This is a genomic window from Azospira sp. MPR-E4 (assembly GCF_058809645.1).
Window position 1 is genome coordinate 49,858 of record NZ_JBXAST010000003.1, and the last position, 12,720, is coordinate 62,577.

The following is a 12,720-nucleotide window of genomic DNA, read 5'->3' on the forward strand; positions in this document are numbered from 1 at the left end:
CTCTATTAAAAAACGACTGACAAAAAATAAAAGCACCAACGCCACAAAAATTAAAGGGCCGTCGTGGAATAATTCAGAATGGGAATTATGAAGCATCTTATGACTAGCCTAGCCCTATTCAGAAAAATGCCAAACGCTTTTTATAGTCATGCTTTAGCACTACGTCTTTGCAGATAAAGGTTGATTAGATGGAATAGTGTCCAGCTAGCCACATGACGAACTGGACACAGATTCCACTAAAATGAGTAGTTAATTTTTCGAACTGTCAGGAACAGATGCGAAGTCAATTTCTTCGGCATCTTTTCCATGGACAAGGCGATAGAGGAGAGGCAACACAAGAAGCGTCAAAGCAGTCGACGATAGAATTCCACCAATCACTACAGTCGCAAGCGGACGCTGGACCTCTGCACCAGTTCCTGTGGCAATTGCCATTGGAACAAAGCCAAGAGAGGCAACCAGGGCTGTCATCAACACAGGACGCAAGCGGGTCAATGCGCCTTCATGAATTGCTTCATCTAGAGTTCGCCCCTCCTCTCGCAGGTTTCGAATAAAGGAAATCATCACTAGGCCGTTCAATACCGCCACACCGGACAGCGCAATGAAGCCGATTCCTGCAGAGATTGAAAGCGGGATATCCCTCAACCACAGCGCCACAACCCCGCCAGTTAGCGCGAATGGAATGCCGGTAAACACCAGTAGTCCATCCTTCACATTGCCAAACATGGCGAACAACAGTGTGAAAACCAGCAGCAATGCGACAGGGACCACAATTTTTAGGCGTTGGGAGGCCGATTCCAGTTGCTCGAAGGTTCCACCCCAAACGGTCCAATAGCCAGCCGGTATTTTTACCTCGGACAAACGGCTTTGTGCCTCGGAAACAAATGAGCCGATATCTCGCCCGCGAACGTTGGCGCTGACGACCACACGGCGCTTGCCATTCTCGCGACTAACCTGATTGGGGCCCGGTGCTAAATCTAAGCTAGCCACCTCCCCCAAGGGGATGTACGTCGTACGCCCTTCCATTCCACTTACACCGGCACTCACTCTCGGTAGGGCAATTGGAAGACGTTTCAACGACTCGAGGTCTGATCGCAGCGTGTCAGGCAAACGAACAACAATGTCGAAGCGACGATCTCCTTCAAACATCGTTCCGGCTTCTCGACCACCTATGGCAGTAGAAATCGCATCTTGGACATCACCGATGTTGAGTCCATAGCGAGCGGTCTTGTCCCGATCAATATTCACCGTCAGCATGGGCAAACCCGTGGTCTGCTCAACCTTGACTTCGGAGGCACCGGGAAGCTTTTCGAGGATGGCGGCAATTTTTCCTGCCGTATCGTTCATGACCTCCATATCGTCACCAAAGACCTTGATGGCAACGTCACTGCGGACCCCTGAGATTAATTCGTTAAAACGCAACTGGATGGGTTGAGAAAACTCATAGGTATTGCCTGGTAACTGGCCTACGCTCTTTTGAATGGCGGCCAGCAGTTCATCTCTGGTTTTTTTAGGTTCTGGCCACTGAGCTTCAGGCTTTAACATGATGTAGCCATCTGAGATATTAGGTGGCATTGGGTCAGAGGCAATTTCAGCCGTCCCGGATCGAGCAAATACACGCTCGATTTCCGGGAAGTCTGTCTTTAGCTGCTTTTCCAGTTGCTGCTGCATTGCAACTGATTGAGATAGGCTGGTTCCCGGGATGCGTAGTGCCTGGATTGCGAAGTCGCCTTCATTAAGGCTGGGAACAAATTCACTCCCCATGCGGGTTGCAAGCAGACTGGAGAGAATCACCATTACGGTGGTAAAGACCAAAACGACCGGCTTGTTTTCCATGACATAGGCCAGAGCAGGCTCATACCAACGCTTGGCCATCCGCATCAGGATGTTCTCCTTCTCCGCGACCTTCGTGCCGATGAACAATGCAACCGCTGCCGGAATGAATGTGACGGATAGGATCATGGCGCCAACCAGAGCAGTCACTACGGTGAACGCCATAGGATGGAACATCTTTCCTTCGACACCGGTGAGGGCAAATATCGGCAGATATACGATCATGATGATGAGCTGGCCAAATAACAGCGCTCGGCGTGCTTCCTGAGATGCGGCAAAGACCTCATGGAAGCGCTCCGTCCGAGTTAGCGGCCGCCCGTGACGTTCCTGTGCATGAGCTAGGCGACGAACGCAGTTTTCCACGATCACAACTGCGCCATCGATGATGATCCCGAAGTCGAGAGCCCCTAGGCTCATCAGATTGGCACTGACGTGGTAGGACACCATGCCTGAAAAGGTGAACAGCATGGAGAGCGGAATCACCATTGCTGTGATCACTGCCGCCCTAATGTTCCCCAAGAACAGGAACAGGATGGCGATAACCAGGATTGCTCCCTCCAGAAGGTTCTTCTTGACGGTATTAATCGCTTTGTCTACCAGAACAGTCCGGTCATAGACGGTTACTGCATGGACACCTTCAGGCAAGCTGCGGTTGATTTCAGCCATCTTCTGATCGACAGCTCGTGATACCGTCCGGCTGTTCTCACCAATCAGCATGAATACGGTGCCAAGTACAATTTCCCGGCCGTTATCCGTTGCAGCACCTGTACGGAGCTCTCGGCCGATACCGACTTCCGCTACATCACGAATGCGGATCGGGACTCCCTGAACATTGCCGAGAATGACGTTCCGGATATCCTCAATGGTTCGTACTTGTCCTGGTGCTCGAATCAAGTATTGCTCACCACGCTTCTCTATATAGCCAGCCCCGACGTTGCCGTTGTTGCGGTCAAGAGCTGTAACTACGTCTTGAAACGTCAGCCCATAGGAAGCCAGCTTCTCTGGGCTGGGGGCAACCTGGTATTCCTTGGCAAAACCGCCAATCGAGTTGATTTCGGTAACCCCTGGAACATTGCGCAATTGCGGCTTGATGATCCAGTCTTGGATTTCGCGCAAATCAGTCGGCGTATAAGGCGTGCCATCTGCTTTCTTTGCAGCATCTTCGGCTTCAACAGTCCAAAGATAGATTTCCCCAAGGCCAGTTGAGATGGGCCCCATGGCTGGAGCAATTCCAGCCGGCAACTTCTCCTTGGCCTCTTGAATGCGCTGATTGACCAGTTGGCGGGCAAAATAGATATCCGTCCCATCTTTAAAGATCACGGTTACTTGAGACAATCCATAACGTGACATGGAACGGGTCTGCTCCAGATGAGGCAACCCGGCCATGACGGTCTCGACCGGGTAGGTCACCCGTTGTTCCACCTCTAGCGGCGAATAGCCGGGAGCAGAAGTGTTGATCTGAACCTGGACGTTGGTGATGTCCGGTACCGCATCGATTGGGAGACGCTGATAGTTGTAGATTCCAAGTCCAGCTATCCCAAGCACGGCTAAGAGGACCAGCCACCGGTTCTCAATGGCAAGTCGAATGATGCGTTCAAACATGTTGTCTTCTCCCGGCTCAGTGGCTATGTTCGGCACTGCCCTTGCCGAGTTCAGACTTCAATACAAAGCTACCGGATCCTGCATATGGGGTCCCCGCCTTTAGGCCACTAAGCACCTCCACCAACTTGCCGTCAGAGCGTCCCAAGGTGACAGGTTGTGCAATAAAGCCATCCGCAACTCTGGTGAAGATGATGGATTTGTCTCCGATCATCTGAACTGCATCAGCCAGAACACTCACCGGAACATCCGCCTCACCTGAAACGACTTCCACATTGACAAATAGGCCTGGGCGCCACGCCATATTTGGATTGGACAGGGTCACACGCGCCTTGGCTGTACGGGTATCCTGCCCAAGTAGAGCTCCCACATAGGAGATGCTGCCTTCGGCTTTTGAGTCGAAGGCAGTGGCCTTGACTATGACCTTTTCACCAACACGAACTATGTTCAGATCCTTGGCCGGAACCACGATTTCTGCCCAGACGGAAGATAGGTCAGAGACCGTAAAAATACTGGCATCTTCCTTGACGGCCTCGCCGAGTGCGATGTGCTTCTCGACGACCATGCCATCAAAAGGAGCCCGGATTTCATAGCGATTGAGGCTCCCCGATACGCTTGAGCCGGCTCCCAGGGCAACCAGCTTCTGCTGGCTGTTCGCTACGGAAATTTCAGCTTCCCGCAGTACTTGCTGTGCTTGAAGGTAGTCTTGCTCCGCCGAAATCTTTTCCTCCCAGAGCTTCTTTTCCCGCTCATAGGTGGACTTAGCCAGAGTTAGGCGTTTCTGAGCAGCTAACAACTCGCTACGTTGCTCGGAGAGTCCCGTGCTCGCGATTACGGCTAGCACTTGTCCACGCTTGACTGGTTGCCCAAGATTGGCAGGAACGCTCTCTACAACACCGGCTAACCGCGGTACGACGTGCGCAGTCCTATCTTCATTGAAGCGAATCTCTCCCGGCAATTTCGCAGAGGTTCTAATTTTTGCAGGGGCTGCCTTCTGAATAGAAATACCGGCAGATCTAACCTGCTCTTCCGTCAGTTCGATTTTTCCTTCTTCCTGTGTATACATAAACCGGAACGGAGCATTTCCTAGCCTAGCAACAATTGCTGCCTCAAATACATGAGGTTCTGCGATCGGGCTTGTGCTTTTCAGGTAGTCCTTTTCTGACTGGAAAGTGATCTCCTGCTTTTCCCCATCTGGCCGTGTCAGAGTCACTGAAACGTTAGTGGCAGTTGGTACCAACGGCTTGTCTTGTTTGAACAGCCAAACCCGGAAATGCGGCTCTCCCCCCTCTTCAGCCAATAGCAATTCCAAACCGAATCCATCCTCGGTAAACAACTTACCCCCATGGACTCCAGTTTTTGGGCTGCCTTCATGATGTTCTGCATCGCCGTGCTCCTTGGCGTGGTCATGGCTATCGCCAGCCTTTTCACCATGGTGCTCGGCATCGGCATGCCCCTTGGATTCCTCATGGTTGTTATGCTCATGCTGTTCTCCGGCCGGCTTGGACGGACCGGATACCAGGATCCATCCACCGGTAATCAAGCCCAGGGCCACAATCACAGCAATGGTGACACCCTGCTTTTTAGGGATATTCAACGCGTTCTTTTTAAAATTGATCTTCACAACTGGCTCCTACGGACGGCTAGGTACGACGGGCGATATTGAATTGGTGGAACCAAGGACACGCTCCAGCTCTGCGGCAGTCCGGTGGGCCTCGGATAAGCTTCTCAGGTACTGAGCTCTCGCCTGGAAAAAGGTCCGTTGAGCATCCAGGACTTCCAGAAAGCTAAATTTCCCAAGCTCGAAACCCTTGCTGGCAGCCTCATAAGCACTGCGAGCACCAGGTAGGATTTCGCTTTGCAGGGTTTGCGCTTCGACGACGAGTGCCTTTAGACGCTCCTGGTTTTGCGCAATCGCGGTGCTTAAGCGGATTTCTGTAGCACTGAGGTCGTCTCGTGCCTTGTCGGCTCGTCGAAGCGCTTCGAGCAGGTTGCCCTGATTGCGATCAAATATCGGGAATGGGATTGAAACGCCAACAATAGTCTGATCACGCCCAAGATCTTCAGCTCGCTTTGAGCCCACGCTAATAGTGACATTGGGTATCTGGCGGGATCGCTCAACGTCGGCAAGTGCCGCGAAGCGATCAGCCTCATGGCGGGCTCTGACAAGTACGGGAGAATTATTCAGACGCTGCCCGATCTCTTCGGCTGGAAATACTTCCGGCAAGATGTCAGTTTTCCCTTCAGCCTGCTCAAAGCGCGGTGCTGTGCTTCCCCATGTTGCTGCTAAGCGGTTGCGCGCAGTGATCAGGTCACCTTTGGCTTGATTCATCTCAACCCGAGCGGCTGCCTCTGCAACACGGGCCTTGGTTTCTTCTACCGGAGAGATTTTCCCAGCGATAACCCGCCGTGATGCAGCCTGAGTAGCTCGCTGAGCGAGATTGAGCAAATCCTCAACTTGTCGGACTCGCTCTTGTGCGACCAAAACGTCAAAGAATGATCCAACCACGGTCGCTCTGACATCCAAGCGCTTGGCAGCTAAGTCAGCTGTCGCCACATCCCTTCCCCGTTCAGCAGAGGCAATTCGAGCTGCACGCTTGCCACCTAATTCAATCAATTGATTGATCTGAACAGTAGTGGTACGGGTTGTCTTGTTTTGGGTATCTTCAACTAAGGTTGAAATATCTGGGTTTGGCAGTATGCCGGCTTGAACCACAGTCCCTTCTACGGCACGCAATTCGTTGGCCGCGGCAGATAATTCGGGATTGAATGCCAGGGCAAGATTAATTGCAGCAGCGAGATTCAAGGTACCTGTTGGTTCCTTGAGAGGAGTTGGCGCGGCGGCACTCAATGACGGTGATTTCTCCGTCTGCGCCCAGAGATGGGTGCTAGTAAGCACCATAACTCCGAACAGGCCTCGGACCAGTAATGCGGTAATTGTGACTCTTGGGTACATCCGATTCTCCAGTGACGAAAGACACATAGGGAATCGGCGGGGCGCCATCCGGTAAGCGGCATGGCGAAAGTAGCAGCTGATGCTGCTACAGACAGGTGGGCAACAACAACCCAGCCCCGCCGATTAGGCGGGGAAGAACCAGTTGGGACGTTCAGGTTGGTCGCCGTATAGCGACACCTGGTAATGAAGGTGCTGCAGGTGTTCTGTCACAATCTCAGCTATCGGTACGACCGTGGTCGTACTTGTCATAGCCGCAAGACAACCTGCATGGCACACCGCACAATCATTGTCGGCGTTGACAAGCGATCCCTTGGCATCTTTGGCAACATCATTGGCCTGATGCTTGTGCTCATGGTGACCAAAATGCTGAGCGGTCTGATCGGTTTCATGCAGACAATAGGAAGCCGCCATCGTCCAACTGAATTGGAGCGGTAGGAACACCAGGAGAAAGATGGAGAACCAGCGGCGCATGGAAGAAATCTTAACAGAACCGGGAGTACCCCAGAAGCGAAGTATCGAAGAGAGTTTGATGGCCAGCCCGAGCGCAGAGGGCGCTATTAAAAAAGTTGATGGCCAAGATAAGATTGCCTCTTGGCCATCACTTGAGCACAGCCCTGAATCTTAAGAGCGATACAATTCGTCACGCTGCTTCCGCTCTTCCGGGCTCATCTCCAGAGAGGGTTTCGGCGTCTTGTGGTCGAATTTATCAACATCTTGCCATTTACCATCACGATAGGCATATTCGTGCTGAATAAGCACCCACCCCAGTTCACCACCCACATAGCGATATTGACCATCAGCACTGACAGGATTGCGTTTGAACTCATCCAGTTCCTTCTGGACTTGTTGAGTCGCTTGGCCACCAGCACTGTGCGACGGGTAGAACGCAGTAGAACCACCAGCACCACTGTGGATCACGGACTCCGCAGATGCCATTCCCGATGCGCCAAAGCCGGCGCAAAGAATGGTGATGGAAAGTACTTGTTTGGTTTTCATGTCAGGTCTCCTTTTACCAAATGTCGTTTCAATAGATTTTTGCCATGCCAGTCAGTTAGCTGGCATGGCTCAACTATATGAAATGACCTCTGACAGAAGCCCAACAGGAAGTTTACAAAATTGACATCATTCGATTCGTGAAGAAATGAAACTACTGGTTATCGAAGATGAGAAAAAGCTTGCCCAGTATCTGCAGAAGGGATTGAGTACCGCCGGCTTCGTCGTGGACCTTGCTCACGATGGCATTACTGGGCTTCACATGAGTCTAGAGTTCGATTACGCGGCCATCATCCTCGACTCCATGCTACCCGGCATGGATGGGCTTTCAATATTGGCCGCTTTACGCACCAAGAAACAAACACCGGTCTTGATGCTGACCGCGCTGGGTAAAGTGGAAGACCGGGTTACCGGTTTGCAGGCCGGTGCCGATGATTATCTGGTTAAGCCATTTGCCTTTTCTGAGCTGATTGCCCGAATCCAGGGGCTGCTACGCCGGTCTGCGCCGCAGCAGCCGGACGCCCAGTCGAACCGTCTGATATTGCACGATCTTGAAATGGACCTGGTTCGTCGTAAGGTTCTCAGGAACGGTCAGCGTATCGACCTGAGCGCCAAGGAGTTTCTGCTGCTTTCTCTATTTCTCAGGAAACAAGGCGAGGTGCTGTCGCGAACCGAGATTGCCGAGCAGGTTTGGGATATGAATTTTGACAGCAACACCAACGTAGTCGAAGTTTCAATCAAGCGACTTCGCGCCAAAATGGATACACCTTTCGAGACGCCGTTGCTGCACACCGTACGCGGCATGGGTTACATCCTCGAACTACGCGAATGAGACTAAAAGGATGAGCAACCCAACGCTGAGTGGTCGCCTCATACGCTGGCTCGCTTCGCTGAGTTTGGGGGTCCTGGGATGTTTGTGCCTCGGCGTTTATTTCTCGGTCAAAGCCAACCTTGAAGCACAACAGGATCTGCGTCTTGAAAAGCTAAGTACGGCGATTCATCACCTGTTTGAAGAAACACCGGCACACCGGCAACCAGGGGCGCTTGAGCACGGCCTAGAAGACCTTCTGAAAATCAATCGGGACTCCCATCTCAAGTTAATCGATCGGCAGGGTGGGGCCCGCTTCATTTCGATGCCGAGTGCATGGCCATCAAAAGCTCGTTTTTATTCGCTTGCGCTCCCCGACAAAGCCCAGAGGACAAATTTCTCTGTTGCCGAGTTGGCGCTCGATATCGCACCCGATGAGGCGATTCTGGATCGCCTCGCAGCCATCCTCTGGGGTGCTGCATTAATCGGAAGTACCGCAATCACACTAGGTGGCTACCTGATCGTTTATTTGGGACTGGCCCCCATTCGGACGCTGGCTGAGCAAACGCACAGCCTCGCGGTCCTTTCCCTCGACAAGCGGCTAGAGACAGAAGGGATTCCTGCCGAGCTACAAATCCTCGTCGATCAATTCAACGATTTGCTGAACCGATTGGAAAAAGCTTATCAACAGCTTGAAGGGTTCAATGCCGATGTGGCGCACGAATTGAGAACCCCATTGGCGAACATCATCGCCAGTAGCGAGTTGGCCTTGCGTGGCAACGACAAGGACGAGCACCTGCGCGATTGCATCGGTTCGAATCTCGAAGAAATGCACAGGCTGTCGGGCATCGTAAATGACATGCTATTCCTGTCACATGCCGACCGGGGTGCCAAAGCCCGGCGGGTTCCTGTTCCAAGCCTTGCCCAACTCTGCACCGAAGTAGCTGACTACTACGAAGCCGTACTGCTCGATTCCGACCTCAAATGGTCTATCGAAGGTGATGCATCAGGACAGTACGACACGGCACTGCTGCGGCGAGTTGTATCCAATCTTCTGAATAATGCGGCCCGGCATGCCGATCACGGAAGTTCAATCGTGATTCGTATTGCTATGGAAAATAACGGACAGGTCAAGCTCTCGGTGATCAACCGAGGTGAGCCAATTCCAGCTATGAGCCTGGCTCATATCTTTGATCGTTTTTTCCGCGTAGATGCATCGCGTAGCCAAGGCCATCAGAATCATGGACTGGGCCTCTCCATCGTTAGCGCAATTGCCCGGATGCATGATGGGAAGGCTTTTGCAGAATCCTCCCACGGCAAGACTGAAATAGGCGTACGGCTGGCCTGCTAATGGGATCCCGCTGTCGACCACCAAAGGGGCTTTAGTCTTTGGTTTGCGGCACTGAGGTTCGTAACATACGTAAACCGTTCGCAACGACCAGTAGGCTGGCTCCCATGTCGGCAAACACAGCCATCCACATGGTTGCACTTCCAAAGAGTGCCAATCCCAGAAATACAACCTTGATTCCTAACGCCAAGGAGATGTTCTGCCAGAGTACGGCATGCGTACGTCGCGACAACCGAATCGTTTCCGGAATCCGCCGCAAATCGTCATTCATGATCACCACGTCGGCAGCTTCCATGGCCGTATCCGTTCCGGCGGCCCCCATGGCAACACCGATATCGGCTCGAGCCAAGGCGGGCGCATCGTTGATACCGTCGCCGGTCATCGCAGTCGGCCCAAGGCGGACCTGCAGTTCCTCAATCGCGGCCAGCTTGTCTTCCGGAAGCAGATTTCCTCGTGCATCATCGATGCCAGCCTGGCGGGCAATACTGGCCGCAGTCGCCACGTTGTCGCCGGTGAGCATGACCGATGTGACACCAAGGCGATGCAGATCAGTGATCGCTTCCCGAGAACTCTCCTTGATGGTGTCGGCTACCGCAAAGATGGCCAGGACCCGATCCTCGGTAGCCAGCAGGGTAGCCGTTCGCCCTTGGTTTTCATGAACGGCTAGACGCGCCTCAATCTCCGGGCTGCACAACCCGCGATCCTCGATAAGACGGTGGTTGCCCAGTATCAAGGTATATCCATCCAGGCGGGCTTCTATGCCGCGCCCGGGAAGAGCTGTGAAGTCAGTAAGGCCATTTTCGGGCAGCTTTAGGCCGGCAGCGATAGCCTTTGACACAGGATGATCCGAATGACCAGCCAAGCTGGCGGCCCAGGAAAGAACCTTCATCTCCGGTTCAGAGGAGGTCAGCACCTCCTTAGCCACTAGCCGAGGCTTGCCTTCAGTGATAGTGCCTGTCTTGTCGAGAGCGATTGCACGCAGTTTGCGGGCCTCTTCCAGATAGACGCCACCTTTGATCAGGATACCGCGCTGAGCGGCTGCGGCTAGTCCGCCGACAACTGTAACCGGCGTAGCGATGACCAGCGCACAGGGACAGGCAATCACCAGGAGAACCAGCGCTTTGTAGAGCGCCTGTGTCCACGTCCAGTCGAGCAGCCAGGGACCTCCGGTGGCCACTGCTACGGCTATCACAAAGATTGTCGGCGTATAGATGGCGGCAAAGCGATCAACAAATCTCTGGGTGGGGGCCCGCGTGCCCTGAGCTGCCTCCACGGCATGGATGATGCGTGCCAATGTTGTGTTATTGGCGGCAGCCGTCACCTCAAATTCCAGCGTGCCGGTCTCGTTGATGGTGCCGGCAAAAACAGGATCGCCGGTGGACTTGTCCACCGGAATGCTCTCGCCGGTAACCGGTGCCTGATTGACTGCGCTACTGCCTCCTGTTACCCGTCCATCCAGCGGGATGCGGGCACCAGGCTTTACCCGTGCCAGCGCTCCGATGACAACCTTGTCGGCCGGAGCTTCCAGCCAGGAGCCGTCGCTCTGGCGAATCTCAGCGGTTTCCGGAGTCAAGGCGAGCAGCCCTTTGATGGCGTTGCGTGCCCGATCAACGGAACGGGCCTCGATCAATTCGGCGATGGCGTAGAGCGCCATGACCATGGCAGCCTCCGGCCATTGGCCGATCAGGAAAGCACCGGTCACAGCGACGCCCATCAGGGCGTTCATGTTCAACTGGCCCCGACGTAATGCGGCCAGTCCTTTGCGATAGGTGGAAAATCCGGAGAAAGTGATGGCAGCCGCGGCCAACGCCATACCCAGCCCCTTGAACGGCAGGGTATCGGGTGCGAAGAAATCCAACGCCTCGGCTCCGATGGCCAATGCCAAGGCGATCAGCGCCTTGCTGATCTCGCCGAGACCCGTTGGTGTTTCAGCCTTCTGTTCCATTCCGATGGGCTGCACTTCAAAACCAAGCTGGCGAATGGCCTGTAGGGCGCTTTCCAGGGGAGGCTGCTCTCCGTCGATGGTCAGGGTCCGGGCCGCCAGTTCGAAGCGTAGTGACCGAATCCCCTCGATTCCTGCTAATACCTTACGGATATCGTTTTCTTCGTTCGGGCAGTCCATGGCGGGAATCCGAAAAGCTCGCGTATTCCCCAAGGAGGTGGATATGGCGACATCCGACATATCCTGAATGGAGGTTGTGCCGGCCGCACAGTTACCTGAACATGTGCAACGTTCAGATTCATTGGATCGGTGTTTTTCAGCATGGGTGAGCATGACAATCTCCTGGTTGTTGATGCCATTAAAAACCCTTGAGTCACTTCAAGGTCAAGCGGCTACAATAGAAAGGGCCAAGGAGAAGGGCATGTTGGAGTTCCTGAAGATATTGAGTCTTTTCATCGTCACCGCGCTGGCTGAAATCGTCGGTTGCTACTTGCCCTGGTTGGTGCTGACGCAGGGGCGACAGCGTTGGCTTCTGATCCCGGCTGCCGTGTCACTGGCTTTATTTGCTTGGCTCCTTACATTGCATCCAGGCGCCGCTGGTCGCATCTACGCTGCTTATGGCGGCGTCTATGTTGCGATCGCCTTGCTGTGGCTATGGCGGGTTGATGGAATCCCCCTGACACGTTGGGACCTGCTGGGCAGTGCCATATGCCTCGGCGGCATGGCTATCATCGCGCTACAGCCGAGCAGGGCTTGATAGGCGAACTAGGGAGGCTGCAATGAAAATTGGCGAACTGGCGCGTTTGGCGAGAAGTAATGTGGACACAATCCGCTACTATGAGCGCGAAGGATTGTTGCCGGAGCCTGGGCGGAGCGAGGGGAATTACCGTATCTATGGGTCAATGCACCTGGAGCGACTGACGTTCATTCGGCATTGTCGTGGCTTGGACATGACACTTGATGAGATTCGAACACTGCTGCACTTCAAGGAATCGCCAGAAGAAAACTGTGGTGAGGTAAACCGCTTACTGGATGAGCATATCGGGCATGTCGTCCGTCGAATTGGTGAACTCCAAGTGCTGGAAAAGCAGCTTCTTGAGCTACGCAGCCGTTGTCCCGACGACCGTCGCCCCTCAACTTGCGGGATTCTTGAAGGACTGTCTCAATCAGGAATCGGCGTGGAGCCGACGGGAAATCACATTTCCGGCGTACACGGCACCGCATTAAAGTCCCCCAAGGTATAG

At 53.7% G+C, this 12,720-nt stretch carries 10 protein-coding genes; 4 read left to right on the forward strand and 6 right to left on the reverse strand.

Annotated features, from left to right (window positions below; genetic code table 11):
* Window positions 1-249: 249 nt before the first annotated feature.
* From AC1RTA_RS01770 to AC1RTA_RS01790, 5 genes are all read right to left on the reverse strand, one after another.
* On the reverse strand, window positions 250-3,432 hold the full coding sequence (locus AC1RTA_RS01770) for a CusA/CzcA family heavy metal efflux RND transporter (RefSeq protein WP_152089180.1): 3,183 nt from the start codon (window positions 3,430-3,432) through the stop codon (window positions 250-252).
* Between the two features lie 16 nt (window positions 3,433-3,448).
* Window positions 3,449-5,053, reverse strand: coding sequence for an efflux RND transporter periplasmic adaptor subunit (locus AC1RTA_RS01775; RefSeq protein WP_314624382.1), 1,605 nt, complete (start codon window positions 5,051-5,053; stop codon window positions 3,449-3,451).
* A gap of 9 nt (window positions 5,054-5,062) precedes the next feature.
* Window positions 5,063-6,328 (reverse strand): TolC family protein, encoded by a 1,266-nt coding sequence (locus AC1RTA_RS01780; RefSeq protein ID WP_416242513.1) that lies wholly within the window; start codon window positions 6,326-6,328, stop codon window positions 5,063-5,065.
* A 180-nt stretch (window positions 6,329-6,508) separates the two neighbouring features.
* Entirely contained in the window at window positions 6,509-6,856 is a 348-nt protein-coding gene (gene czcI, locus AC1RTA_RS01785; RefSeq protein ID WP_152089178.1) for a cation efflux protein, CzcI family, read from the reverse strand.
* A gap of 150 nt (window positions 6,857-7,006) precedes the next feature.
* Window positions 7,007-7,381 carry a hypothetical protein gene (locus AC1RTA_RS01790; protein ID WP_152089177.1) on the reverse strand — a complete coding sequence of 125 codons (375 nt, stop codon included), beginning with the start codon at window positions 7,379-7,381 and terminating at the stop codon, window positions 7,007-7,009.
* 145 nt (window positions 7,382-7,526) lie between these two features.
* On the opposite strand from AC1RTA_RS01790, the gene AC1RTA_RS01795 reads away from it, so the two are divergent.
* Both AC1RTA_RS01795 and AC1RTA_RS01800 read left to right on the forward strand, forming a co-directional pair.
* Window positions 7,527-8,210, forward strand: a complete 684-nt coding sequence (locus AC1RTA_RS01795; protein ID WP_152089176.1) for a heavy metal response regulator transcription factor — start codon at window positions 7,527-7,529, stop codon at window positions 8,208-8,210.
* A gap of 10 nt (window positions 8,211-8,220) precedes the next feature.
* Complete coding sequence (locus AC1RTA_RS01800) at window positions 8,221-9,537, forward strand: heavy metal sensor histidine kinase (protein WP_152089175.1); 1,317 nt, start codon at window positions 8,221-8,223, stop codon at window positions 9,535-9,537.
* A gap of 31 nt (window positions 9,538-9,568) precedes the next feature.
* Here the strand turns inward: AC1RTA_RS01800 and AC1RTA_RS01805 are convergent, their stop codons facing one another.
* Window positions 9,569-11,809, reverse strand: coding sequence for a heavy metal translocating P-type ATPase (locus AC1RTA_RS01805; protein ID WP_172974687.1), 2,241 nt, complete (start codon window positions 11,807-11,809; stop codon window positions 9,569-9,571).
* Window positions 11,810-11,897: 88 nt separating this feature from the next.
* On the opposite strand from AC1RTA_RS01805, the gene AC1RTA_RS01810 reads away from it, so the two are divergent.
* Together AC1RTA_RS01810 and cadR are read left to right on the forward strand one after the other, a co-directional pair.
* Complete coding sequence (locus AC1RTA_RS01810; protein ID WP_109041809.1) at window positions 11,898-12,233, forward strand: YnfA family protein; 336 nt, start codon at window positions 11,898-11,900, stop codon at window positions 12,231-12,233.
* A 22-nt stretch (window positions 12,234-12,255) separates the two neighbouring features.
* Window positions 12,256-12,720 (forward strand): Cd(II)/Pb(II)-responsive transcriptional regulator, encoded by a 465-nt coding sequence (gene cadR / locus AC1RTA_RS01815; protein WP_109041810.1) that lies wholly within the window; start codon window positions 12,256-12,258, stop codon window positions 12,718-12,720.

Excerpts from the sequence above, each read along its gene's own strand:
- AC1RTA_RS01770 (WP_152089180.1), bottom strand. The coding sequence starts at position 3,432 with ATGTTTGAACGCATCATTCGACTTGCCATTGAGAACCGGTGGCTGGTC.
- czcI (WP_152089178.1), bottom strand. The coding sequence starts at position 6,856 with ATGCGCCGCTGGTTCTCCATCTTTCTCCTGGTGTTCCTACCGCTCCAA.
- AC1RTA_RS01790 (WP_152089177.1), bottom strand. The coding sequence starts at position 7,381 with ATGAAAACCAAACAAGTACTTTCCATCACCATTCTTTGCGCCGGCTTT.
- AC1RTA_RS01795 (WP_152089176.1), top strand. The coding sequence starts at position 7,527 with ATGAAACTACTGGTTATCGAAGATGAGAAAAAGCTTGCCCAGTATCTG.
- AC1RTA_RS01800 (WP_152089175.1), top strand. The coding sequence starts at position 8,221 with ATGAGCAACCCAACGCTGAGTGGTCGCCTCATACGCTGGCTCGCTTCG.
- AC1RTA_RS01805 (WP_172974687.1), bottom strand. The coding sequence starts at position 11,809 with ATGCTCACCCATGCTGAAAAACACCGATCCAATGAATCTGAACGTTGC.
- AC1RTA_RS01810 (WP_109041809.1), top strand. The coding sequence starts at position 11,898 with ATGTTGGAGTTCCTGAAGATATTGAGTCTTTTCATCGTCACCGCGCTG.
- cadR (WP_109041810.1), top strand. The coding sequence starts at position 12,256 with ATGAAAATTGGCGAACTGGCGCGTTTGGCGAGAAGTAATGTGGACACA.